The sequence below is a fragment of the Ruegeria marisflavi genome, assembly GCF_025673445.1.
Lineage (GTDB): Bacteria > Pseudomonadota > Alphaproteobacteria > Rhodobacterales > Rhodobacteraceae > Ruegeria_B > Ruegeria_B marisflavi.
Genome location: NZ_JAOVQN010000004.1, coordinates 231,496 through 253,985, shown reverse-complemented (window position 1 = coordinate 253,985; position 22,490 = coordinate 231,496). Strand labels below are relative to the sequence as shown.

Genomic DNA, 22,490 nt, shown 5'->3' with positions numbered 1-22,490 from the left:
TCCAGCGTTTCCTCATCAATCCCGAGATGGATCTTGCGCCAGACCCGTCGTTTGGGGCCGCCATGCTTGCGCGCATGCCACTCGCCTTCGCCCTCGACCTTGATGCCAGTGCTGTCGATCAGCAGGTGCAGCGGCCCCTTGGACCCGCGATATGGGATGTTTACAGCCAGCGTCATTTGGCGGCGGCAAAGTGTGTTGAAGTCGGGCACCGTCCAGTCGAGACCGACCAGCCGCAGCAGGCTTTCGACGAAGCCTGTCGTCTGACGGAGCGCCATGCCGAACAGCACCTTCATCGACAGGCAGGTCTGGATGGCGACATCGCTGTAGGTCCGGTGGCGGCCACGCCTGCCTGTCGGTGCGGCATCCCATGTCATAGTGGGATCAAACCAGATGGTCAGTGAGCCGCGGCGCTTGAGCGCTTAATTGTAGGATGGCCAGTTCCTGGTCTTGTAGGTCGGCGGTGTGGGTCTGCTCATGCAGCACAGCTACCACGCTGGATTCACAAGATGAATCCCTCTCAGGATTTGTGCAACAGAGCCATCCGGTCTTGTTGGTGGGTATTCATTATGGAACCATCATGATACCCAAGATCGTGTTTACTCCGCTTGCGGCCGAGCTAACTGGCGTTCGGCGATTCAGTCTTTTTGCTGGTTCGACTCGTGCAAGAGCATCGTTCCCCAATGCTGCGAAAACGCTCCCAAAGGCTTCAAGTACCCAAACAATTCCTTGCCAAGCCGGGTCAGCTGATAACCAGCGTTGCAACGTTCGACAAAGCCACTCGCCTTCAATTCGTTCAGTTGTTTGTTGAGTACTGTTGGCGAGACTGTCTCGCAACGCTCTTGCAATTGCCTGAAAGTTAATGGGCTCTCAGAAAGCTGCCAGACTATTCCCAGAGCCCATGTGCGACCAAGAAGATCAAAAAGCGCCATGATGGGTTTGCCGGACTTCGAACCACGTACCGGCCGATCTGGAAGGGGAACCTTGTTTGGCATCTACAACACCCCATTGCTATTAAATATGTAGCACCTTTATGCTGCTTATTATGTAGCGCTTCGAGGCGCATGTCATGCTTCTTTTCCAATTCTTGCCGCGGTCGGTGCCTCTGCGGGCTGGGCAACGGGTATCGTATTGGCGCCAGACCCTGCCAGAAAGCTCGGCGCGTTCGAATTTACGCGCATTCAGCTTTTGGCCTGCGCCACAATTCTTTGTCTTGCCTGTTCGGTGCTTGGTTTTTGGCCCACCATTTCATGGAGCTATTGGCCGTCTTTTGGTGTGAGCATTGTTGTGGGAATGGTTCTTGGCAATCTGACTATGATTGCTTGTTTACGCCGGGGCGGTCCCCGACAAACCGAGTTGTTGCTGTCGCTAAAGGCACCCATCGTTGCCGGAATGGCCTATTTGATGTTTGGCGAGACGATATCCGGCACCGACCTGGTCGGCGTTGGAATAATCCTGTCAGGTATCTTTCTGGCCATCGTTTATGGCAGTAACCCCCAGTCTGAAGACACCGAGGAAAGCAGTTTTTTTGTTGTTTTCACATTGGGACTACTGGCTGCTGCTTTTCAGGGCTATGGGTTCCTTGTGATGAAACCCGCAATGTTAGCCGGGACCGAACCAATCGCTGTGTCGGCAATTCGATTGACAGGGGCCGCATTCGCGGTCTCGATAGTCTCGCTGTGACCTTCGAAGATGCTCCAGGGCCAACATCCGATGTCCCCCAAGCTTCTTGGTCAGACAATCCTTCCAGGATTTATCGGTTATGGCATCTCCTCATCGATGCTGCTCTATGCATATGCGAACATCGATGCAGGGATCGCTGCAGTTCTAGGATCTCTGTCCCCCATCCTTGTATTGTCGGTCTTGTGGATTGTCGAAGGACAGGAACCCAAGCCTCTGGCCGTGGTCGGAGCATTGTTGGCAATCCTCGGCACGTCGTTAATTGCCATTGCTTAGGGTTGGCATTCACCGTTGTGGTCGTGCAATTGCAGCAAAGACCGACAAGTCGCCCCCAACCGCCACTCAGCCCGACAAGTAAGGTGCGAGCAAAAGGAAAGGCCTTCCTGGGCATATGTGCGGCGGCAAGGAACCTGGCTTCGGACAACGGTGCAGGTCGAACCAGTTAGCCACACCCGCCGCTCGCCTCGCGGCTCGTAGCCGCCGCGCAAAGAATAGGCAGTAACAACGACCAGGCCGTCATGGCGGTCACAGACACCGGACCTGCCACAGTTCTCTGGCCCCAAACGCCGAATGTGTCCCGAAGCCCCACAATTGGCAGCGTGACCTTTCCTCACAAAAGAAAAGCCCCGCGACTCGCGCGGGGCAGTTAATCTTGCCAGAGCAGCAAGCGGGAGGAATTACCAGTTCATCGGGCCTTTGGTGTCAAAGGCGTGAACCAGGAAATCGATGAATGCGCGGACCTTGGGCTGGGTGAACCGGCCCGGCGGATAGACAGCATAGATACCCTGCACCTCGTCAGGCAGCGACGGCATCGCATCCTCGACCAGCCCCTTCTCCATCGCCTCGGTGAACAGGTAGCAGGGCAGATAGGCGATCCCCAGACCCGAAATTGCGGCATTCAGCAGCGACTGACCGTCGTTTACGCTCAGCCATCCGGCGGTGCGCACCTGCCGCTTTTCCCCTGAGGGCGCGGTCAGTTTCCAAACGTTGCCCGAGGACTGGCTGGAATAGTGCAAGAGCTTATGCTCGTTCAGGTCGTCGATCTTCTGCGGGCGGCCATATTTCTCGAAATACTTCGGGCTGGCGATCATCCGCTTGGTGGTCTCGGTCAACTTGCGGGCGCGCAGCGTGCTGTCCTCCAGTTCACCGATCCGCACCGCCATGTCGAACCCTTCGGAAATCAGTTCCACATACCGGTTGTTCAGAACCATGTTCACGGTAATGTCCGGGAATTCCGCCAGGAAATCCGACAAGACCGGCGACAGGTGATTGACCCCGAAATCGGTTGCGACCGAGATCCTCAGCAGCCCCGAAGGTGCCGATTGCATCGACGTGACCAGCGCGTCGGCCTCTCCGGCATCGTTCAGCACCCGGCGGGCCCGATCGTAATAGGCAAGCCCGATCTCTGTCGGCGACACCCGGCGCGTCGTGCGATTCAGCAGGCGGGCACCCAACCGGGCCTCCAGGCTGGACACGTGCTTGGACACGGCCGACTTCGAGATTCCCATCTTCTTGGCTGCATCGGTGAAGCCGCCCTGGTCCACGACGTTGGCAAAAGCTTCCATTTCTGTCAGTCGGTCCATTCCTGGTTCCTCGGCTGATTGCTGTTCTTCAGGATCCGCTTATCGGGACCAATCTGGGCGAGAACGGGGCAGAGCTGGGATAATATCAGGGTTTTGTCAGGGATCGTTTGCGACAGGGAAACACGGAAACAATCCGAAAAGCCCCTCCACAATCCTCAGAAAGTGACGCCGATCACATAGATCCACAAAGGCAAGGTGGCAGCACTCAGCAGGGTGGATTGCGCAATCAGCGTGGCCACCAGCTTGCGGTCCGCGCCAAAGCCCGACGCCAGCACGTGCGCCGCCGATGCCGTGGGCAATGCGGCGAACAGGATCACCACAGCAGCCAGACCGGGCTCGACCTCCAGCACGCGGCAGGTCAGCCAGACCAGCGCCGGCGTCAGCACCAGCTTCACCGTACAAAGATAGCCGTTGAACATGTCCAGCCGAGTCAGGGCGCGCCAGTCCATGGTGGCGCCGATCGATAGCAGGGCGATCGGAATGGCCGCTTGCGCCAGCATCTGCGCCGGAGCAAGGATCGGATCCGGAATCTTGTAGCCTGAAAGACCCACGGCCACCCCGGCGACCGAAGCCAAGAGAAAAGGGTTGAGGACGACTTTCCGCACCGTGGCACGCAGGGTCAGGTTGCCGCCACGCGACAGCGCCGAGACCGCCAGCAGGTTGGCTACCGGAACCGCCATACCGATGGCCACCGCCATCTGGCCGACATCGGCCAGATGCAGCGTTGGCACCGCGACAAAGGCCATGGCGGTGTTGAATCTCCAGGTGGTCTGCCAGGCCCCGGCAAAATCGAGAAACCGCTCTGGCCCGAATCGGCGCGCCAGATATCCCAGCATCAGCGCCAGCCCCATCACCGCCCAGACGGCTGGACCGATACGGATCACATCCTGCACCGCAATCGGCCGGTTGCTGGCGGCAAAGAACAGCAAGGCCGGAAACAGGACCTCGAAGTTCAGCTTGTCCAGCCCCTGCCAGGCCGCAGGCGCCAGCCGGTCGCGAACCGCGCCGCCCAGCCCGACCATAAGAAAGCTGGGCACCAGCCCCATCAGGATTGTCGTGATCATGCTTGCCCCGCTGCCCAGCCATTGCGCCCGACCTTGCGTCTCTGCTGGCCGTTACACAAGTCCGTGTGTTCGAAATGGCTGTTCGATTCCCGGCCCGGCATCGCATAGGATACCGCCAGTGTTCCAACATTGAGGATCTGGTTGTGAAAAGCTTTTTTGCTGCACTTGGTATCGGCCTTCTGGCAACCGCCGCCCTGGCGGGCGGCGATACACCTGCCAACCCCGACGCGCGCGTCTATTTCGCCAATCTCGCCGATGGCGATACCGTGGCCTCTCCGGTCACGGTGATCTTCGGGCTCAGCGGCATGGGCGTCGCTCCCGCCGGGACCGAGGCCGAGAATACCGGCCACCACCACCTGCTGGTCGACCGCCCCCCGATGGGTCAGGGCGAAGACGGGGCCGAGGAGCTGACATACGCCCTTCCCGCCGATGACAACCACCGCCATTTCGGCAAGGGCCAGACCGAGGTCACGCTCGACCTCGCGCCCGGCAAGCACACGCTGCAACTGGTGATGGGCGACTATACCCATGTGCCCCACAGCACCCCGATCGTGTCCGAGGTGATCACCATCGAGGTGAAGTAAGGACCGAGACTTCGGCCGCGGGCGAACCCTCGCCCGCGATCCTTGCCCTAAGACGGGGGTCCAGACGAAAGGACCCCCATGCTGACCTGCATCATCCGCTACCATATCGACCCGACCAAACGGGCCCAGTTCGAACGCTACGCCCGTACCTGGGGACAGGCGATCCCGCGTTGCGGCGCCGACCTGATCGGTTACTACGCCCCGCACGAGGGCTCATCGACCCTCGCCTACGGCATCTACAACATCCCCAGCCTGGCCGAATACGAGGCCTATCGAACCCGCCTTGCCGCCGATCCTCTGGGGCGACAGAACTACGACTTGGCCCAGTCCGAAAAGTTCATTTTGCGCGAGGACCGCACATGGCTCAAACTGGTCTCCACCCCGCATGGAGAGCCGACATGATCGCCATAATCTTCGAAGTCGAACCCGCTCCCGGGCAACAGGGCGCCTATCTCGATCTCGCAGGCCGGATGCGCGCCCTGCTTGACGATATGCCGGGCTTCATCTCGGTCGAACGGTTCCAGAGCCTCACCAATCCCGGCAAGCTCTTGTCGCTGTCGTTCTGGGAGGATGAAGAGGCCGTCGCCCGCTGGCGCCAGCTCGCCGCCCATCGCGGCGCACAGACCCGGGGGCGCGAGACGCTTTTCGCCGATTACCGCCTGCGTGTGGCGGGCGTGATCCGCGACTACGGCATGACCGACCGCGATCAGGCCCCCGAGGACAGCCGGGCAAGCCACGGCTAGACCAACCAGCGCAACAGGCGTTTCAACCTACAAGGGGCACGGCCCAATCCGTGTGGCGGTCAATCGCCCCCGGCACCGGCCCGCAGCTTGCCCAGAACAACGGGCGAATACTGCGCCGCACCGCCCGGCCCGAACACATGTTTCTGAATGCGCTCGAAGGCGTTCAGATAGGTCGTGTACGAGGTCAGATCGACTTCGCTGGGCGCGGGCAGCATGTCGCCCAGCGCCCCGGTATAGCCGCGCACGCTGATCTCCATCTCGGCCCGCGACAGGCCCAGCTGCGCCTCGGCGGCGATATTGGCCACCGAAACCTGCGCATCCGATTTGAAACTGGTGGCTTCGATCTTCAACAGAACCGCAACGCCGATTTCCACCTGCTGGCCATCGACCGTCCCCACCATGAACGATTTCGCCTCTTGCAACACGCCCACCGACTTGCCGCTGGCCTGCGCACTGAACAGGCTGTTGAACCAGCTGACCTTGCCGCTGGCCTCGCGGGTAAAGGCCACCGCGCGCACATAATGCTGATCGAGCGCAACCGGATCACCCGGTTGCAGCCCGTTCTCGCCGCCCAGGCCAAGCCCTAACCCTTCGGTCTGCGGACCGCCGGGATCGTCGGTGCGAAACCGATAGCCCGAAAACAGCGGGTCACCGGCAGAGAGGGGTTCATAAAGCGCTTTTTCCGACATGAGCATTCAATCCTTGCAACCAATGGCTGAACACTATCACAAAACTCACCCAAGGCCCAAACGCTTTGCCCCTTCATCTCGCCCCAAATACTCCCGCCGGAGGCAAAGATTCCTCGACGAAAAATCTCTCCCCCCGCCCGGATCAGAACGACAGCGCCAGCCGGGTACCCTGATTGATCGCGCGCTTGGCGTCCAGTTCGGCGGCCACATCCGCCCCGCCGATCACATGACAAGGCACGCCCTTGGCTTCCAGCGCATCCGCAAGCGACCGGTCCGAGACCTGACCGGCGCACAGAACCACGGTGTCGCAGGCGATGAGGGTGGGGTTCTCCCGCGCCTCGCCAAAGCTCACATGCAGGCCGTCGTCATCGATCTTTTCGTAGTTCACGCCGCCCACGAAATTGACGCCCTTCATCTTCAATGTCGCGCGGTGGATCCAGCCCGTCGTCTTGCCCAGATCCTTGCCGTGCGCCTTGGCCTTGCGCTGCAACAGCGTCACCTCACGCTCGGGCTTGGCGGGCTGCGGTCCCTCGGGCGCCAGGCCCGAGCGGTGCTCGCCCGGATCGGTCACGCCCCATTCCTTCATCCACAGCGGCAGGTCGGTCGCCGGGCTGTGGCCCTCTTCCAGCAGGAACTCGGAGACATCGAAACCGATGCCCCCGGCACCGATCACCGCAACCCGCTTGCCTACCGGCTTCTTGTGGCGCAACACGTCGATGTAGCTCAGCACATTGGCCCGGTCCTGTCCCGGGATTGCTGGGTCGCGCGGGCTGACGCCCGTGGCGATCACCACCTCGTCAAAATCCGCCAGATCGTCGGCGCCCACCGCACGGCCCAGCTCGACCTTGACACCCAGATCGGCCAGCATCACCCGGTACCAATCCACAAGGCCCCAGAACTCTTCCTTGCCCGGCACCTGCTTGGCCATGTTGAGCTGCCCGCCGATCTCGCCCGACTTGTCGAACACGGTCACCGCATGGCCGCGCTGCGCGGCGGTGATCGCGGTCGACAGGCCCGCAGGACCGGCGCCCACGATGGCCACCCGCTTGGGCGCCGCCGCCTTCTCCACCACCAGTTCGGTTTCATGACAGGCGCGCGGGTTCACCAGGCACGAGGTCAGCTTGCCGCCAAATGTATGGTCCAGACAGGCCTGGTTGCAGGCGATGCAGGGGGCAATGCGGTCGCCCTGTCCCGCCGCCGCCTTGTTGACGAAATCCGCATCCGCCAGCATCGGGCGGGCCATCGACACCATGTCGGCGCAGCCGGTCGCCAGTACTTCCTCGGCCACTTCGGGCGTGTTGATCCGGTTCGAGGTGATCACCGGGATCGACACCTGCCCCATCAGCTTTTTCGTGACCCAGGCAAAGGCCGCGCGCGGAACGCTGGTGGCAATGGTCGGTATCCGCGCCTCGTGCCAGCCGATACCGGTATTGATGATGGTGGCCCCGGCCTTTTCGATCTCTTTCGCCAGTTGCACCACCTCGTCAAAGGTCGAGCCATTGGGAACAAGGTCGATCATCGACAGGCGATAGATGATGATGAAATCGGTGCCCACCGCCTCGCGGGTCCGACGCACCACCTCGATCGGCAGACGCATCCGGTTTTCATAGGACCCGCCCCAGCGGTCGGTGCGCTTGTTGGTATGGGTGACCAGGAACTGGTTCAGGAAATACCCCTCGGACCCCATGATCTCGACCCCGTCATAGCCCGCCTGCTGCGCCAGCACCGCGGCATTGACGATATCGGTGATCTGCTTCTCGATCCCCTCCTCGTCCAGCTCGGTCGGCGGGAATGGAGAGATCGGCGATTTCACCGGCGACGGCGCCACGCATTTCGGCCCATAGGCATAGCGCCCCGCATGCAGGATCTGCATCGCGATCTTGCCGCCCGCCTCGTGCACCCGCGCGGTGACGATGGAGTGGTTTTCGACATCCTTTTCGCTGGTCATCATCGACGCCCCCGGCAGGACCGAGCCTTCCATGTTCGGACCGATGCCGCCGGTCACCATCAGCCCCACGCCACCCCGCGCGCGGTCGGCATAGAATTCGGCCACCCGGTTCCAGTCGCGGGTCTCTTCCAGCCCGGTATGCATCGAGCCCATCAGCACGCGGTTCTTCAGCGTGGCAAAGCCCAGATCGAGCGGGGCAAGCATATGTGGGTACGCAGTCATCGGAATTACTCTCCCTCGGATTTGACGGGCAAGATCACCCTAGCCCGTGCCCCTGTCACGCGAAACCCGACGTCACCCCCTTTGCCGCCGTAACGTCGCTTGCTAGACAGGGCCAACCCAAAGGAAAGACAACTATGACACCCGAAGAGATTGCCGAGCTTCCCTATCGCCCCTGCGTGGGTGTGGTCCTGATGAATGCCGATGGCTTCGTCTTTGTCGGCCAGCGCATGGACCAGAACACCGATGCCTGGCAGATGCCGCAGGGTGGCGTGGATCAGGACGAGGACCCCTTTGAGGCCGCCCTGCGCGAGCTCTGGGAAGAGACCGGTGTGACAGCGGATCTGGTCGAGATGGTGGCCGAGACCGAGGGCTGGCTGCCCTATGACCTGCCGCACGATCTTGTCCCGCGCATCTGGAAGGGGCGCTATCGCGGGCAGGAACAGAAATGGTACCTGTTCCGCTTCACCGGTCGCGACGACCAGATCGACATCAAAACCGACCACCCCGAATTCAGCCGCTGGAAATGGCAGGATCCCGCCCGGCTGGTGGCCGAGATCGTGCCGTTCAAGCGTGACGTCTATGAGCGCGTTGTTGCGGCCTTTGCGCCGCATCTGGGCTGAGCAAAGCGCAGCCGCCGGGGCGCGCCCGCCGGGCGCTGCCCGATCCATACCGCGCCCAGCACGATGATCGCGCCCAACCCCTGAACCGGGCTCAGGGATTCGCCCAGCGCCAGCCAACCCAGGATCACCGCCGTCAACGGGCTGAGGATACCCAAAAGCGAGACCGCCGCCGGTTCGATCCGGGCTAGACCGCGAAACCACAGGATATAGGTCAGCGCGCCGCCGATCAGGCTGAGCCAGGCAAGTGCCGCCAGATTGGTCAGGCTCAGGCCGGGCCAGTCAGGCGCAGCCAGCCAGGCCACCGGCATCATCAGCAGACCACCGGCGGTCAGCTGCCAGGCGGTGAATGTGACCAGCGGCACGTCGGGCCGCCATTTGCGGGTCAGCACCACGCCCACCGCCATCGACAAGGCGCCGCCCAGCCCGGCCAGCACACCTACCATATCCAGCCGCGCCTCGGGACCAAGCAGCAACAGCGCCACGCCGGCAATCCCCGCCAAGGCTGACAGCACCGCTCCCATCCGTATCTGCGTACCCAGCGCCACCGCTGACAGGAACACGACGATCAGCGGCTGCACCGCGCCCACCGTCGCTGCCACCCCGCCCGGCAGGCGATAGGCGGCGACAAAGAGCAGCGACCAGAACACCGCAAAGTTGAGCGCCCCCAGGATCAGCAACCGCCCGAGCCAGCCGCGCGGCGGCAGCTGACGCACCAGCAGCATCAAAAGCAACCCGGCCGGCAGCGCCCGCAGCAGCGCCACCACAAAAGGCGAATGCGCGGGCAGGAACTGGGTCGTGACGATATAGGAACTGCCCCAGATGGCCGGGGCGATTGCGGTCAGGGCGATATCCGTTGTCCGTGACATGGGGGGCCTCATCCAATTATCTCGACGTCGAGATAACATTATTTATCTTGACGTCAAGATAAATCGCCGAAATAACCCGGATCATGGATCATGTAGACCTTATCACCCGGCAATGGGCGGCCGAGCGCCCCGATCTCGACACCCGGGCCATGGCGGTGATTGGACGGGTTGCGCGGCTGTCAATGGCCTGTACCCAGGGGATGCAGAGAACCTTTGCCCGATACGGGCTGAATCCGGCCAAGTTCGACGTGCTGGCCACGCTCCTGCGCTCGGGCCCGCCCTATGCGCTGTCACCCGGCGCACTGCTCGATACGACCATGGTCGCCTCGGGCACCATGACCAACCGGATCGACCGGCTGGAACAGGACGGGTTGGTCGAACGCCGCAAGAACCCCGAAGACAGCCGCAGCGTGATCATCGCGCTCACGCCCAGGGGGCTGACCCTGATCAACGAGATGATGGCCGCCCATGTGGCGACGCAGGCGCAGCTCTTGCAGGGGCTGACGTCTGAGGAACAGACGACGTTGTCCACCCTGCTGGCCAAGGCCCTGCACTGCGCCGAAATCGCAAACGCGCGCGCCGAAACTTAGGCCAGGTCGCCCAGCTCGCTTCCGGCAAACCCGGCCTGAATAAACCGGACCATTGCGTCGGTACCCTTGGTATCCAGATCGTACAGATCGGGCCGCGCCGAAAGATAGCCGCGCCAGGTGCGTTCCGGACGTTGGCTGATGCGCGAGCCAAACTGCTGATGCATCAGCGATGCCAACCGGGTCAGCGCCACACCCTGCCCGTTCTTGCTGTGCTTTGCGATCACCGACCTGATCTGCCGATCCAGCTCCGAGCACCGCTCAGGCTGCACACTGACTGGCACCGCCGCAGATTTCGCCTCCAATTCGACAAACAGGCTACAGGCCGACCGGAACCCATCCGGCGCCTTGGCTTCACCAATACCGATGGCCCTTTTGCCGATCTCTCGCAACCGCCGCGCCAGATGGGCGAAATCCCCATCCGAACTGGCAATGACGAAACAGTCAAAGCCCCCGGTCAAGGCAAGCTCCATCGCATCGAGGCTCAGCAACAGATCCCCCGCGTTCTTGCCCCGCCCCGCGTGAACCAACCGCCAATCCGCCTGATCGGCCCAGGCGCTCGGGCGCTGAACATCCAGATAGACCCGGGCATAGTCGACATTCCCCTGTTGCCGGGCCGTGCCCAGCACCTCCTGCGCCCGCGCGGCCCCGATATTGTCGCCATCCGCGAACACCGCCACTTTTGCCCTCATACCGTCTACCCGACTCATTGCGCATCAGTTCGGAATAGCCCCGCAATCCGGCAAGAATTTGACCGCCGACAGCCCACCCGGAAAACAGGGGCACCGATAAAAGTGGCAGCACCCAACCCCTGCTTCTTTCTGGTCGAAAATACTCCGGGGTGAATTGCCCGCAGGGCAAGAGGGGCAGCGCCCCTCCCCACCCCGGGATCAGAGCAGCCCGTTTTCCTTCAGCAGCTCGACCATGTTCGTCTCGGGGCGCGGGCCGATATGGCTGATCACCTCGCGGGCGCAGATATTGCCGATCCGGGCGCAGGTCTCGTAATCGCGGCCCGTGGCCATGCCAAACAGAAAGCCCGCGGCGAACTGGTCGCCCGCGCCGGTGGCATCCACCGGCACCACCTTTTCCACCGGCACGTCGATGCGGACCGTGCCGTCCATCACCGTCACCCCGTCGCCCGAGCGCGTGCAGACCACCAGCGGGCAGATGCCCGAGGTCAGCATCAGCGCATCGTCCAGATGGTCGGTCTCGAACAGCGACTGAATTTCGGCCTCGTTGCCGATCACGAAATCCAGATCGTGCTGGATAAGCGACAGGAAATCGGCCCGGTGCCGGTCGACGCAGAACGGATCGGAAATCGCGATCCCCGCCTTGCCGCCCGCCGCGCGGGTCGCCCGCGCCGCCTCGCGAAAGGCCGATTTCCCGGCGTCATGGTCGAACAGATAGCCTTCGAGGAACATCAGTTTCGCATTGCCTGTCACCGCTTGCGGCACGTCCGCCGAACTCAGCGTGGTCGAGATACCCAGATAGGTGTTCATCGACCGCTCGCCATCGGGCGAGACAAAGATCATCGAGCGTGAGGTCGCCAGGTCCCCTGCCACCGGCGGGTTGACGAAGTCGATACCGCCCTCGTTCATCGCATCGGCATAGAAATGGCCCAGCGCATCGTCGCGCACCCGCCCGATAAATGCCGTATCCAGACCCAGCGCGCCCGCGCCCGCGATGGTGTTGGCAACCGAGCCGCCCGGCGTCTGCACCCGCTCCTTCATCGAGGCATACAGCACCTCGCCGCGCTCCTGCTCGATCAACTGCATGATACCTTTCTCGATTCCCATCAGGTCGAGAAAGCTGTCATCGGCTTGCGAGATCACATCGACAACGGCATTGCCGATGCCAACGACATCGTAGGTCTTCATAGGGTCTTATCCTCGAATTGGCACAGATCGCGAATGAGGCAGGTGCCGCACATCGGCTTTCTGGCTTTGCAATGGTAACGGCCGTGCAGGATCAGCCAGTGATGCGCGTGCTGCTGGAAATCGGCCGGGATATTGTCCTCGATGGCGCGTTCGACCGCGTCCACATCCTTGCCCGGGCAGATGCCGGTACGGTTGCCGACGCGAAAGATATGGGTGTCCACCGCCTGCGCCGGGATGCGCCACCACATGTTCAGCACCACATTGGCGGTCTTGCGTCCGACGCCGGGCAGCGATTGCAGCGCGGCGCGCGAATTGGGCACCTCGCCGCCATACTGCTCGACCAGGATGCGGCTCAGCTTGATCACGTTCTTGGCCTTTTGCCGGAACAGGCCAATGGTCTTGATATGCTCGGTTACACCCTCTTCGCCCAGCGCCAGCATCTTTTCCGGCGTGTCAGCGATCTTGAACAGGTCGCGGGTGGCTTTGTTCACCCCCGCATCTGTGGCCTGCGCGCTCAGCGCGACCGCCACCACCAAGGTATAGGCGTTCACGTGCTCCAGCTCGCCCTTGGGTTCGGGGTCGGCGGCCTGGAACCGGGTAAAGATCTCGCGGATCGTGTGATAATCGAGTTGCTTTGCCATCCGGGCCTTAATGCCCTGACAGACAATCCCCCGCAATTGAAAAGGCAGCGCCTATGCCACTGTCGCGCTCATTTCCGCCCCGGCTGCCGTCAGGTTCTGCTGTACCTTTGACCATTCGGCATCATTGGCCGCCAATACTGCCTTGGGATCGATCCGCACCGCATAGCCCCGGTTCAGCGCGCCAAATGCAGTGTTCTTGACACAGTGACAGCCATCCAGGCCGGTCAGGATCAGGGTGCCGATCCGGTTTTCCTCCAGGTATCGCGCAAAGGAGGGTTCGGAAAAGGCATCGCCCATGGATTTCTCGACCTCGATATCGGGCATCAGGCCCAGGCGCGGGTCCAGCCCGATGCCCGCCGACCCGGCATTGCCGCGCCCCTGATTGAACCAGCCGTTCAGCAGTTTCGCCAGCCCGGCCTTGTACACCTGCCGAACCGCGATCACCGGCATTCCGACCCGTCGTGCCGCATCCGCCGCCGTTCTGATGTTCTCCATCTTGGTGTCCAGCTGCTCAGCCTCCCACACCGGCAGCGAGGTGAAATCGCTCTGCATGTCGATCACCACCAGCGCGATTCCGGGGCGCGCGGCCCGGTCTATCTGCGGACCTTTGGTTGGAGTGCCGATCCTGCTGATCTCCAGCAGGACATAGAGAACCGCAACCACCAGCCCAGCCGCGATAATCCAGAGAACGGACATATCAGACCTCCTTGGCCATATCTGCAAAGAACCGGGTCAGGGCAAGCTGCACCTTGTGATAGGCGGCAAGTTCGGCGGCCGAGAACCCCTCGGAGAAAAGCGCCAGCTTCTCCATTTCATCCGCCCGGATCGCGGTGATGATGGCCTCGCCCTTCGGGGTCAGCCAATAGCGGTGCGACCGCGCATGCTCGGGATTGGCCCGCCGCTCGATCAGCCCGGCGCGTTGCACCTCTTGCAGGATGCGCGAGATATACTGCCGCTTCATCTGCAACGCGGCGCCCAGTTGCGGCGCCGTGGCGCCGGGGGTCAGCGACAAGCCTTCAAGGATCGCGCGCTGCCCGACGGTTACACCCTCGCGCAAACTCCCGCGCTCCACCGCCGCCGTGATATTGCGCAAGAGGGGCCGCGTGGCCTGTACCGCCTGATAAAGCTGATCGGGTTCATGTGTCATGCCCGCAGTATTGGACCGAACGGCACGATTCGTCAACTTAGTTGACAAATATTTGCACAGGTTCCGGGTCGCGGCGACGGGCGCTGCGCGCTACGTTCAGATCAGACAAAGAGGTGCGACATGAACGTTCAAACTACGGAAGAGGGCTATCACTATGGCGTCATCCGCCGCGCGATCGAGCTGATCGATGCAGGCGGCGAGACCATGTCGCTGGACGACCTTGCAGCCCGGATGAACATGAGCCCCGCCCATTTCCAACGGATCTTTTCGCGCTGGGTCGGGGTCTCGCCCAAGAAATACCAGCAATACCTGACGCTAGGCCATGCCAAGGCGCTGCTGGAGGAACGGTTCACCCTGCTTGAAGCAGCCCAGAATGTCGGTCTCTCGGGCACCGGGCGCCTGCACGACCTCTTCGTCCGGTGGGAGGCAATGAGCCCCGGCGATTATGCCCGCAAGGGCGCGGATCTGACGATCTACTGGGGCTGGTTCGAAAGCCCCTTTGGCCCCGCACTGGTGATGGGGACCGAGCGCGGCATCTGCGGCATCGGATTTGCCGCCGAGGCGGGCGCCGAGGCCACGATGCAGGATCTGCTGTCGCGCTGGCCACAGGCCACGTTCGTCGAGGACCCGATGCGCCTGCGCCCCTGGGCGCTCAGCGCCTTTGGCGCCGCCAGCGACCGGCTGGAGCCGGTGCCGCTCTACCTGATCGGCGCACCCTTGCAGATCAAGGTCTGGGAGGCGCTCTTGCGCATCCCCTCGGGCCAGGTCACCACCTATGGCGAGTTGGCCCAGTCCATCGGCCAGCCGCGCGCGGTACGCGCCGTGGGCACGGCGGTGGGGCGCAACCCGGTCAGCTGGCTGATCCCCTGCCACCGCGCCCTGCGCAAATCGGGCGGCCTGGGCGGCTATCACTGGGGCCTGCCGGTGAAACGCGCCATGCTGGCCTGGGAAGCGGCCCGCAGCGAGGCCTAGCCCCAGCGCGCCGCCATCCAGCGCAGCAGATGCAGCCGCCTTGGCCGCGCCGCGCGGCGGGCGGCAAGCTCTCTCTCGATTTCCCAGTTGCGCAGGGTTTGGGGCACGCTCCAGCGCTCCAGCTTGCGGGCCATTAACACATGGTGGTCGCGGCTTGGCATGTTCGGTCTCCTTCGGCTGTCGATGCGACGGCCATCAGACCCCAATCCTGCTGACACCCCGTTGTCAGGGGCATGTGCTAGGGTGTCAGCAGTACGCCCGAGGATCCCATGCGCCGCTCCACCCGACTGTTCGAAATCATCCAGATCCTGCGCGCGGCAACAGCGCCCATCACCGCCGAGGATCTCGCCGCGCGGCTCGAAGTCTCGGCCCGCACCGTCTATCGCGATATCGCCGCGCTTCAGGCCATGCGCACCCCGATCGAGGGCGCGGCGGGCCTGGGTTACGTCATGCGCGGCGGCTATGACCTGCCGCCGCTCAACTTCGATCAGGAAGAGATCGAGGCACTGCGCGTCGGCCTCTCGATGCTCGTGCGCACCGGCGACAGCGCCCTGCAACAGGCCGCAGAACGGGTCTGCGCCAAGATCGACGCGCTGCACGATCCGGCCGACTGGCTGCGGGTGGCGCCCTGGGGCGCGCCCGCCGACGATCCCGGGCAGGGCTGCACCCCCATCGCATTGTTGCGTCAGGCCGTGCGCGAGGCGCGCAAGCTCAGCGTCGAATATCGCAGCGTGAATGGGGTCCAGACGTTGCGCGTGTTGCGCCCGGTCGGGCTGATCTATCACCTCGACTGCACCATGCTGGCGGCCTGGTGCGAATTGCGGCAGGGCTTTCGCCATTTCCGCACCGACCGGATCTGGGCCTGCGACCTGCTGTCCGACAGCTTTGCCCCGCAGGCAGCGGCCCTGCGCCAGCTCTGGCAGGATCAAAGCCGCTGGGACGAGGCCGCCACCCCGAATTGATCGCCGGATGGGCGGGGAATCGCCTATTTCACCGCTTTGTCGCTTGTTCGCACCAGCTCGGGCGGTGATATACTGGAACAAAGCAACAAGTGCCGCGTTAAGTGAGCGCAGGAGCAGAAGGTGAATCCATGACTTCGAACAAACATTTCCTTGCGGCCGGGCTGGTGGCCGTTCTGACGCTGGGCGCCTGTACCGATCCGGCCTCGCTCAGCACCAATGCCGACCCGAACAAGAACACCAAGACCGGCGCCATCGCGGGCGCCATCCTGGGCGCCGGTGTCGGCGCGATCGCCAACGATTCCAATCCCGGGCTGGGCGCGCTGGCCGGTGCGGCCATCGGCGCCGCCGGCGGCGGGCTGATCGGCAAGCAGCTCGACCAACAAGCGGCCGAACTGCGTCAGGAACTGGCCAATGACGGGATCACCATCACCAATACCGGCGACCGTCTGATCGTGAGTGTCCCGAACGACATCACCTTCGACACCGACAGCTATACCGTGCGACCGGCGCTGCAATCCGACCTGCGCAAGGTCGCGGCCCATCTCGTGCGTTATCCCAAGTCGAACGTGCAGGTCATCGGCCATACCGACAGCGACGGCGATGCCGCCTATAACCAGGGCCTGTCCGAACGCCGCGCCAACGCGGTGGCCGACATCCTGCAATCGGGCGGGGTGACCTATGACCGGATCTCGACCATCGGCATGGGCGAAAACAATCCGATCGCCTCGAACCTGACGGCCGAAGGCAAGGCCCAGAACCGCCGGGTCGAGATCGTCATCGTCCCCAAGAACCGCTGAACCAGCGGCATCAGCGGTGCTTTCACCGTCGCAGCGCGACACCAAATCCTCGCAGAGGATTTGTCCACAGACTTTTTTCAAAAGTCTGAGTCGCGCTGCGTGGCATCGGCACGCCACCTCCCATTGTCGCGCATTTTCACACAGGGATTGCGCGACGGCAGGGGTTTGGCGCCCGGGCATCGCGGGCTAGGTTGAACCCAACACGTTCAGGAGACCGACATGACCGATCTTACCTTGCTGGGTATCAGCGGCTCGCTGCGTCGCGAGGCCACCAACCGCAAACTGATGCACGAGGCCGCGCGGCTTTTCGCGCCCGCCCGCTTCATCGTGGCTGACCTCAATCTGCCGCTCTATGACGGCGACAACGAACAGGCAGAGGGCATCCCCGCATCGGTCCAGGCGCTCGCCGACCAGATCGCCGCCGCAGATGCCGTGGTGATCTCGACGCCGGAATACAACAAGGGGCCATCCGGCGTGCTCAAGAATGCGCTCGACTGGGTCAGCCGCACCAAGGGCAGCCCCTGGGCTGACAAGCCGGTGGCGGTGATGTCGGCGGCGGGTGGCCGGGCCGGTGGCGAGCGCGCGCAGGCAACGCTGCGCGGCTTCCTTGTGCCATTCCAGCCCCGGCTGCTGTCCGGCCCGGGGGTGCATCTGGCCGACAGTTCCAACCAGTTCGACGACCAGGGTCACCTGATCAGCGATCAATATGCCGCCACCCTGCAACGGCTGATGGACAAGCTGCGCATCGAAGCACAACGCTAAACCGAAAATGTGTCGCAAACCGGCAAGCGCGGCGGTCAAACCCGCGCCAGCCTGACCCTGTCAGGCAACAGGAGGCCGGAATGCAGACCAGCGCGCTTCACCCGAGGTTCGGGCGCATCGTCCATGACATCGACCTGCGCGAAGTGACCGCCGGTCACCTCTACCCCGAGATCCGGGCGCTTTTCGAAAACCATTCGGCGCTGCTGTTTCCCGCGCAGTCGATCACCGACACCGATCACACCCGGCTGGGCACGCTGTTCGGCCCGCTGGAAAACCGCGATGCCATGGCCGCCGGACGCGATGTCGCGTTCCAGGTCTCGGAGCTGAGCAACCAGACCAGGAACGGGCTGCGGGCGCAGGACGACCTGCATATGCTGAACCTGCAATCCAACATGCTCTGGCATACCGACAGCACCTTTCTGCCCACCCCGGCGCTGATCAACATCCTGACCGCGCTGGTGGTGCCGCCCTCGGGCGGCGAGACCGAGATCGCCTCGACCCGCGTCGCCTGGGCCGAGATGCCGGCGCATCTGCGCGACCGGCTCAAACATGCGGTGATCTGGCATCGGCTGTCGCACAGCCGTGCCAAGCTTTCGGCCGAGCTCGCCCGCCTGCCGACAATGACCCGCTGGCCCGACCGGCCCTGGCGCGCGATCTGGCCTAACCCGGTCACCGGCGAGGAGGCGCTGTTCATCGCCTCGCATGCCTTTGCCATCGAGGGGCTGGGCCATGCCGAAAGCCAGGAGATCCTGGAAGAGGCGATCGCCTTCTGCACCCGCCCCGAATACGTCTATACTCACCGCTGGCAGGTGGGCGACGTGCTGATCTGGGACGAACGCGCCACCCTGCACCGGGGCCGCCCCTGGGATTACGACCACGAACGCACCCTGCGTTCGATCTGCTGTTCGGTGGCCGAGGCCGATGGGCTGTCAGCCGTCCGGGTGCTGCACGCCTGAAGCGGCCGAGGCCTGTGCCTTGATCCACCGATCAAACCGCCACATGCCCCAGGCGATCGGAATCAGAGCCAGACCGCCGATGACATAGGCCAGCGGCTCCTCGCCAAAGCTTTCGAACATCTGGGTATAGGCGTGGATCACCCCGAACACGAGCGAGGCGTTGAACAGCCCCCGGTTGCCGCGATGCGCCGACCAGAACAGCAGCGCCACCAGCGCCGCCGCCCACAGCACCGAATAGACCCCCTCGGAAATGACCAAGGCGGTGTCGCGAAAGGCATCGCGCGCCTTGGAATAGGCATCCCAGGCGCCTTCGGTCCAGACCTGTGGCTCTGCCGGACCCCAGATCGTCTCGCCCACCACATCGCCCCAGAGCGAGCCAACCAGCGCACAAAGATTGGCCACGACAAAGCCCAGCATCGCCAGGATGCGCGCGTGCCGCGCCGTGCGCTCGCCATATCGCCCCGCCACCCAGAGACAGGCCGCTAGCAGCACCGCCATTTGCAGGATCGAAAGCGTCGATTCCGGCGAATAGAAAACATAGGCCGCATGGAAGTAAAAGGTGCCGGTATCCAGCATCTGGGCAAAGGGCACGATGGCCAGCGCCGTGATCAGCCGCACGTCCAGCAGCCAGCCCCCCGCCACCAGCAAACCCGCCGTGTAGAAGTAAAACAGGCTCACCAACAGGCCCGACACCCCGTTGTCGGCAATCAGATACCCCAGCCCGCCGACATGCATCGCCAACCCCATCAGGGCCACCGCCCCGGTGACAAACGGCGCTCGCGCCATATCACGGACAAAGGCGAACATCGCCCCGGCCAGGATCAGCCCGCCCAGAACACTCAGCATCTGGCCCGCGATCTGCGGATGGTTCGACACCAGCTCGACCGTGCCGCCGCCGCACAGCATACCGGCCCCGATCAGCGCCGCGGCATTGCCGAACATCCGCAACTCTCCACCGCCACGCGACAGAATGGCAAACCCGCCCGCCAGCAGCATCAACCCCACCACCGCCACCGCCAGCGGATCCTGCAACCAGAAGATCAGCCCGCCCGTCGCCGACAGGATGCCCAGGCACAGGACCGTGTTGATACCCAGTGTCACCATCGCCTGCCGCGACCGCGCCTCGATCTCGCGCGCGGCCTCCGGGGCGATCACCCCGTCGTCAACCAGCTTGTCCGTATCTGCAACCGCGAACATGGTCGCCCTCCCCCGCGATCCGGTTTCCGGTCAGCCTAGCATCGAACGCGGCCAAAGACAGCCGATTGCGCGCCCGCACCCGGATAGGCTTGTGCCGCAGGACCGCCGCCCGTATCTAGACGCAAACCTCAATTGCGGGAGACACCCAATGTTCAAAGGACTCGGCGGCCTCGGCGACATGGCCAAGATGATGAAATCGGCGCAGGAATTGCAGACCAAGATGGCCCAGATGCAGGAAGATCTGAACACTGTCCTGGTCACCGGCGAATCCGGCGCCGGGCTGGTCAAGGCCACCGCCACCGCCAAGGGCGAGCTCAAGGGGCTGAACATCGACCCCTCGATCTTCAACGGCGACGACAAGGAAGTGGTCGAAGACCTGATCCTGGCCGCGATCAAGGACGCCCAGGCCAAGGCGGCCGAAAAGGCGCAAGAGGAAATGGCCCGCCTGACCGAAAGCATGGGCCTGCCCAAGGACATCAAGCTGCCGTTCTGAGCGCAGCGGCCGTTTCCTTTGCCGTGAACCCGGTGCATGATTGCGGCAGAGCAGGCACCGAGCAGGAACCAGGACCATGGCCGGATCGACCAAGGATATCGACGCGCTGATCGAACTGATGGCGCGTCTGCCCGGGCTGGGCCCACGCTCGGCCCGGCGCGCGGTGCTGCACCTGATCCGCAAGCGCGCCCTGCTCATGGCCCCGCTGGCCGACCAGATGACACGGGTCGCCGCCAGCGCCCGCGAATGCCTCAACTGCGGCAATATCGGCACCTCGGATGTGTGTGACATCTGCACCGACGAGCGCCGCGCCACCGGCGAGCTCTGCGTGGTCGAGGATGTGGCCGATCTCTGGGCGATGGAACGCTCGGGTGTGTTCAAGGGCCGCTATCACGTGCTGGGCGGCACCCTGTCGGCGCTCGATGGGGTCGGCCCCGAGGAACTGCGCATCCCCCGACTGGCCAACCGGATCACGACCGAAGCGATCACCGAGGTGATCCTGGCCCTCAACGCCACCATCGACGGCCAGACCACGGCGCATTACATCGCCGACCAGCTGGGCGGCCGCGTGCGGCTGACCTCGCTGGCACAGGGCGTGCCCATTGGCGGCGAGCTCGACTATCTCGACGACGGCACCATCTCGGCCGCCATGCGCGCCCGCAAGGATCTCTAGCCCGGCTTCCAAAAGGCCAGTACTTTGACTCAGAGGGTAGGTCGCCAAGAGGGCCCGGCAATGACGACAACCAGATTGCGCATCTTTGTTCCCGTCGCGATCCGGGGCATCATGGCGCGCTTCGGCCCGCGCCTCGACGCGGCAGCGGGCCGACCGGTCACACAGATAATCGACCTCAACCCCCGGATACCCCAACGCATCGCCGCTGGCGAAGCCTTCGACATCGGGCTAACCAATCCCGAATACGTCCCCGCCCTGATCGCCAGCCGCCACGTTGACCGCACCTCGCACCGGCCCTTTGCTCGGGTGCCGCTCGCGGTCGGCTGCCGGGCAGGCACTAAGGCAGAGCCTCTCCGGGACGCGCCCGCAATCGCCGATCTTTTCCGGCGGGCGGACAGCATCGCCTATACCGGCGCGGGCACCAGCGGCCGCATCTTTCTGGATGCGGTTGCGCGGCTGGGGCTGTCTGACACCCTGCGCCCGAAAAGCCGCCCGATGGGCGGCGGCGAACCGGTCGCTTCGGTCGCGGCAGGGGACACCGAACTGGCCGTGGCACCACTGTCGACGATCCTGTCGCCCCCCGGTCTCGCCCCTGCTGCCGTCTTTCCCCGCGACTTCGGCACCGACATCGACATGTCGATCTTCCTCAGCCCGACATCGGGCTCAGGTGCCACCGCCGTTCTCGACCTTCTGACCTCCGGCACGCTGAATGACGAACTCGCAGCGGCGGGCGCCATGCGCTTTGGCTTTGCCTGACCGCGCCCGTCAACCCTTGGCCTGCCGGGTTATTCACCGGCGCCGAACCGATGGCCATGTCATGGGATACCCGCCCAAACCTGCCCCACGAAATCGGTAACGCCCGGCGGGGTTTTCCTTTTGTCCCACGCGCTTTGCGGCTAGGTAAGGATAAAGCCTCAATCACCGCCCGGAGATGTCCCGATGACCCGCATTCTTGCCCTTGCTCTCGCCGCCACAACCGCCACCGCCGCCTGGTCGCAAGAGCTGATCGACAAGGGGTTCGTGCATGGTTGGAACCTGATGGTGGACCCTGCCCTTGGCAACGGCTGCCTGATCCAGACCGTCTATCAGGATCTCTCGATTGTCCGCCTCGGCTATGACGCGCAGGGCAATCGCGGCTATTTCACTGTCTACAACAAGGCCTGGGGCGAGATCGAAGACGGCAAGAGTTATCCCGTCACCTTCGACCTGGACGGAGAGAAGTTCGAAGCCACCGCCATTGGCGCGAAACAGGGCAAGGTGCGCGGCGCAACCGTGTTCTTCACCGATCGCGAATTCGTGCACGCCATTGCCCAGCGCAAGGTGATGACCGTCTATGGCGTGGACGGGCAGCAGGTCATGGCGATCGACCTCAAGGGAACCGCCAAGGCGCTGGAATATGCCCGCGAATGCCAAAAGGAACAGGGCTGATC

At 63.5% G+C, this 22,490-nt stretch carries 29 protein-coding genes and 1 pseudogene; 16 read left to right on the top strand and 14 right to left on the bottom strand.

From position 1 onward, the window contains the following. Positions 1 to 476, bottom strand: a pseudogene (locus OEZ49_RS06620) (IS5 family transposase); the annotation flags it as partial. 159 nt (positions 477 to 635) lie between these two features. After that, positions 636 to 992: a winged helix-turn-helix transcriptional regulator gene (locus OEZ49_RS06615; RefSeq protein ID WP_263387562.1), complete on the bottom strand. Its 357-nt coding sequence runs from the start codon at positions 990 to 992 to the stop codon at positions 636 to 638. 88 nt (positions 993 to 1,080) lie between these two features. On the opposite strand from OEZ49_RS06615, the gene OEZ49_RS06610 reads away from it, so the two are divergent. Both OEZ49_RS06610 and OEZ49_RS06605 read left to right on the top strand, forming a co-directional pair. After that, a complete protein-coding gene (locus OEZ49_RS06610; RefSeq protein WP_263387568.1) occupies positions 1,081 to 1,680 on the top strand; it encodes a DMT family transporter in 600 nt (199 codons plus the stop codon). A gap of 9 nt (positions 1,681 to 1,689) precedes the next feature. Beyond that, on the top strand, positions 1,690 to 1,953 hold the full coding sequence (locus tag OEZ49_RS06605; protein ID WP_450103982.1) for an EamA family transporter: 264 nt from the start codon (positions 1,690 to 1,692) through the stop codon (positions 1,951 to 1,953). Positions 1,954 to 2,354: 401 nt separating this feature from the next. Here the strand turns inward: OEZ49_RS06605 and OEZ49_RS06600 are convergent, their stop codons facing one another. Both OEZ49_RS06600 and OEZ49_RS06595 read right to left on the bottom strand, forming a co-directional pair. Further along, positions 2,355 to 3,260, bottom strand: a complete 906-nt coding sequence (locus OEZ49_RS06600) for a LysR family transcriptional regulator (protein WP_263387560.1) — start codon at positions 3,258 to 3,260, stop codon at positions 2,355 to 2,357. A gap of 155 nt (positions 3,261 to 3,415) precedes the next feature. Next, positions 3,416 to 4,324, bottom strand: coding sequence for an AEC family transporter (locus tag OEZ49_RS06595; protein ID WP_263387559.1), 909 nt, complete (start codon positions 4,322 to 4,324; stop codon positions 3,416 to 3,418). Positions 4,325 to 4,467: 143 nt separating this feature from the next. Here OEZ49_RS06595 and OEZ49_RS06590 point away from each other — a divergent pair, with 143 nt between their 5' ends. The 3 genes from OEZ49_RS06590 to OEZ49_RS06580 all read left to right on the top strand — a co-directional run bounded on the left by OEZ49_RS06590 (position 4,468) and on the right by OEZ49_RS06580 (position 5,651). Next, positions 4,468 to 4,908, top strand: a complete 441-nt coding sequence (locus OEZ49_RS06590; RefSeq protein WP_263387558.1) for a DUF4399 domain-containing protein — start codon at positions 4,468 to 4,470, stop codon at positions 4,906 to 4,908. A gap of 78 nt (positions 4,909 to 4,986) precedes the next feature. Then, positions 4,987 to 5,310 (top strand): NIPSNAP family protein, encoded by a 324-nt coding sequence (locus OEZ49_RS06585; protein WP_164131656.1) that lies wholly within the window; start codon positions 4,987 to 4,989, stop codon positions 5,308 to 5,310. Then, on the top strand, positions 5,307 to 5,651 hold the full coding sequence (locus tag OEZ49_RS06580) for an antibiotic biosynthesis monooxygenase family protein (RefSeq protein WP_263387557.1): 345 nt from the start codon (positions 5,307 to 5,309) through the stop codon (positions 5,649 to 5,651). Before OEZ49_RS06585 ends, OEZ49_RS06580 begins: the two co-directional genes overlap by 4 nt. A gap of 59 nt (positions 5,652 to 5,710) precedes the next feature. Here the strand turns inward: OEZ49_RS06580 and OEZ49_RS06575 are convergent, their stop codons facing one another. Together OEZ49_RS06575 and OEZ49_RS06570 are read right to left on the bottom strand one after the other, a co-directional pair. Next, positions 5,711 to 6,340, bottom strand: coding sequence for a hypothetical protein (locus OEZ49_RS06575; RefSeq protein WP_263387556.1), 630 nt, complete (start codon positions 6,338 to 6,340; stop codon positions 5,711 to 5,713). Between the two features lie 142 nt (positions 6,341 to 6,482). After that, the gene (locus OEZ49_RS06570) at positions 6,483 to 8,510 is read right to left on the bottom strand and encodes an NADPH-dependent 2,4-dienoyl-CoA reductase (RefSeq protein WP_263387555.1); all 2,028 of its coding nucleotides are present in this window, start codon (positions 8,508 to 8,510) and stop codon (positions 6,483 to 6,485) included. Between the two features lie 134 nt (positions 8,511 to 8,644). Here OEZ49_RS06570 and OEZ49_RS06565 point away from each other — a divergent pair, with 134 nt between their 5' ends. Then, the gene (locus OEZ49_RS06565; RefSeq protein ID WP_263387554.1) at positions 8,645 to 9,130 is read left to right on the top strand and encodes an RNA pyrophosphohydrolase; all 486 of its coding nucleotides are present in this window, start codon (positions 8,645 to 8,647) and stop codon (positions 9,128 to 9,130) included. On the opposite strand, the gene OEZ49_RS06560 is transcribed toward OEZ49_RS06565, so the two are convergent. After that, positions 9,088 to 9,996 (bottom strand): DMT family transporter, encoded by a 909-nt coding sequence (locus OEZ49_RS06560; RefSeq protein WP_263387553.1) that lies wholly within the window; start codon positions 9,994 to 9,996, stop codon positions 9,088 to 9,090. The genes OEZ49_RS06565 and OEZ49_RS06560 overlap by 43 nt on opposite strands. A gap of 83 nt (positions 9,997 to 10,079) precedes the next feature. Here OEZ49_RS06560 and OEZ49_RS06555 point away from each other — a divergent pair, with 83 nt between their 5' ends. Continuing rightward, positions 10,080 to 10,586 (top strand): MarR family winged helix-turn-helix transcriptional regulator, encoded by a 507-nt coding sequence (locus OEZ49_RS06555; protein WP_263387552.1) that lies wholly within the window; start codon positions 10,080 to 10,082, stop codon positions 10,584 to 10,586. On the opposite strand, the gene OEZ49_RS06550 is transcribed toward OEZ49_RS06555, so the two are convergent. The 5 genes from OEZ49_RS06550 to OEZ49_RS06530 form a co-directional block, all read right to left on the bottom strand. Next, complete coding sequence (locus OEZ49_RS06550; protein ID WP_263387551.1) at positions 10,583 to 11,263, bottom strand: NYN domain-containing protein; 681 nt, start codon at positions 11,261 to 11,263, stop codon at positions 10,583 to 10,585. The two genes, OEZ49_RS06555 and OEZ49_RS06550, sit on opposite strands and share 4 nt — an antisense overlap. Positions 11,264 to 11,473: 210 nt before the next feature. Continuing rightward, positions 11,474 to 12,460 carry an adenosine kinase gene (locus OEZ49_RS06545; RefSeq protein WP_164131649.1) on the bottom strand — a complete coding sequence of 329 codons (987 nt, stop codon included), beginning with the start codon at positions 12,458 to 12,460 and terminating at the stop codon, positions 11,474 to 11,476. Further along, positions 12,457 to 13,101: an endonuclease III gene (gene nth / locus OEZ49_RS06540; RefSeq protein ID WP_263387550.1), complete on the bottom strand. Its 645-nt coding sequence runs from the start codon at positions 13,099 to 13,101 to the stop codon at positions 12,457 to 12,459. Before nth ends, OEZ49_RS06545 begins: the two co-directional genes overlap by 4 nt. 51 nt (positions 13,102 to 13,152) lie before the next feature. After that, on the bottom strand, positions 13,153 to 13,797 hold the full coding sequence (locus tag OEZ49_RS06535) for a cysteine hydrolase (protein ID WP_263387549.1): 645 nt from the start codon (positions 13,795 to 13,797) through the stop codon (positions 13,153 to 13,155). A gap of 1 nt (position 13,798) precedes the next feature. After that, the gene (locus tag OEZ49_RS06530) at positions 13,799 to 14,248 is read right to left on the bottom strand and encodes a MarR family winged helix-turn-helix transcriptional regulator (RefSeq protein WP_263387548.1); all 450 of its coding nucleotides are present in this window, start codon (positions 14,246 to 14,248) and stop codon (positions 13,799 to 13,801) included. 120 nt (positions 14,249 to 14,368) lie between these two features. Here OEZ49_RS06530 and OEZ49_RS06525 point away from each other — a divergent pair, with 120 nt between their 5' ends. Continuing rightward, entirely contained in the window at positions 14,369 to 15,220 is an 852-nt protein-coding gene (locus OEZ49_RS06525) for a bifunctional helix-turn-helix domain-containing protein/methylated-DNA--[protein]-cysteine S-methyltransferase (RefSeq protein WP_263387547.1), read from the top strand. Here OEZ49_RS06525 and OEZ49_RS06520 read toward each other — a convergent pair. After that, positions 15,217 to 15,381 (bottom strand): hypothetical protein, encoded by a 165-nt coding sequence (locus OEZ49_RS06520; protein WP_263387546.1) that lies wholly within the window; start codon positions 15,379 to 15,381, stop codon positions 15,217 to 15,219. The genes OEZ49_RS06525 and OEZ49_RS06520 overlap by 4 nt on opposite strands. 108 nt (positions 15,382 to 15,489) lie before the next feature. Between OEZ49_RS06520 and OEZ49_RS06515 the strand changes: the two genes are divergently transcribed. The 4 genes from OEZ49_RS06515 (at position 15,490) to OEZ49_RS06500 (ending at position 18,697) form a co-directional block, all read left to right on the top strand. After that, a complete protein-coding gene (locus tag OEZ49_RS06515; RefSeq protein WP_263387545.1) occupies positions 15,490 to 16,182 on the top strand; it encodes a helix-turn-helix transcriptional regulator in 693 nt (230 codons plus the stop codon). A gap of 128 nt (positions 16,183 to 16,310) precedes the next feature. Next, positions 16,311 to 16,979 (top strand): OmpA family protein, encoded by a 669-nt coding sequence (locus OEZ49_RS06510; protein ID WP_263387544.1) that lies wholly within the window; start codon positions 16,311 to 16,313, stop codon positions 16,977 to 16,979. A 219-nt stretch (positions 16,980 to 17,198) separates the two neighbouring features. Then, positions 17,199 to 17,741 carry an NADPH-dependent FMN reductase gene (locus OEZ49_RS06505; RefSeq protein ID WP_263387543.1) on the top strand — a complete coding sequence of 181 codons (543 nt, stop codon included), beginning with the start codon at positions 17,199 to 17,201 and terminating at the stop codon, positions 17,739 to 17,741. 80 nt (positions 17,742 to 17,821) lie between these two features. After that, the gene (locus OEZ49_RS06500) at positions 17,822 to 18,697 is read left to right on the top strand and encodes a TauD/TfdA dioxygenase family protein (RefSeq protein ID WP_263387542.1); all 876 of its coding nucleotides are present in this window, start codon (positions 17,822 to 17,824) and stop codon (positions 18,695 to 18,697) included. Here OEZ49_RS06500 and OEZ49_RS06495 read toward each other — a convergent pair. Then, on the bottom strand, positions 18,671 to 19,894 hold the full coding sequence (locus OEZ49_RS06495) for a DUF2157 domain-containing protein (protein ID WP_263387541.1): 1,224 nt from the start codon (positions 19,892 to 19,894) through the stop codon (positions 18,671 to 18,673). The genes OEZ49_RS06500 and OEZ49_RS06495 overlap by 27 nt on opposite strands. 148 nt (positions 19,895 to 20,042) lie before the next feature. Here OEZ49_RS06495 and OEZ49_RS06490 point away from each other — a divergent pair, with 148 nt between their 5' ends. From OEZ49_RS06490 to OEZ49_RS06475, 4 genes are all read left to right on the top strand, one after another. Beyond that, positions 20,043 to 20,387, top strand: coding sequence for a YbaB/EbfC family nucleoid-associated protein (locus tag OEZ49_RS06490; protein ID WP_164131638.1), 345 nt, complete (start codon positions 20,043 to 20,045; stop codon positions 20,385 to 20,387). 76 nt (positions 20,388 to 20,463) lie between these two features. Further along, on the top strand, positions 20,464 to 21,060 hold the full coding sequence (gene recR / locus OEZ49_RS06485) for a recombination mediator RecR (protein ID WP_263387540.1): 597 nt from the start codon (positions 20,464 to 20,466) through the stop codon (positions 21,058 to 21,060). A 60-nt stretch (positions 21,061 to 21,120) separates the two neighbouring features. Next, positions 21,121 to 21,816, top strand: coding sequence for a substrate-binding domain-containing protein (locus tag OEZ49_RS06480; protein ID WP_263387539.1), 696 nt, complete (start codon positions 21,121 to 21,123; stop codon positions 21,814 to 21,816). Between the two features lie 183 nt (positions 21,817 to 21,999). Then, on the top strand, positions 22,000 to 22,488 hold the full coding sequence (locus OEZ49_RS06475) for a hypothetical protein (RefSeq protein ID WP_263387538.1): 489 nt from the start codon (positions 22,000 to 22,002) through the stop codon (positions 22,486 to 22,488). Positions 22,489 to 22,490: the final 2 nt, after the last annotated feature.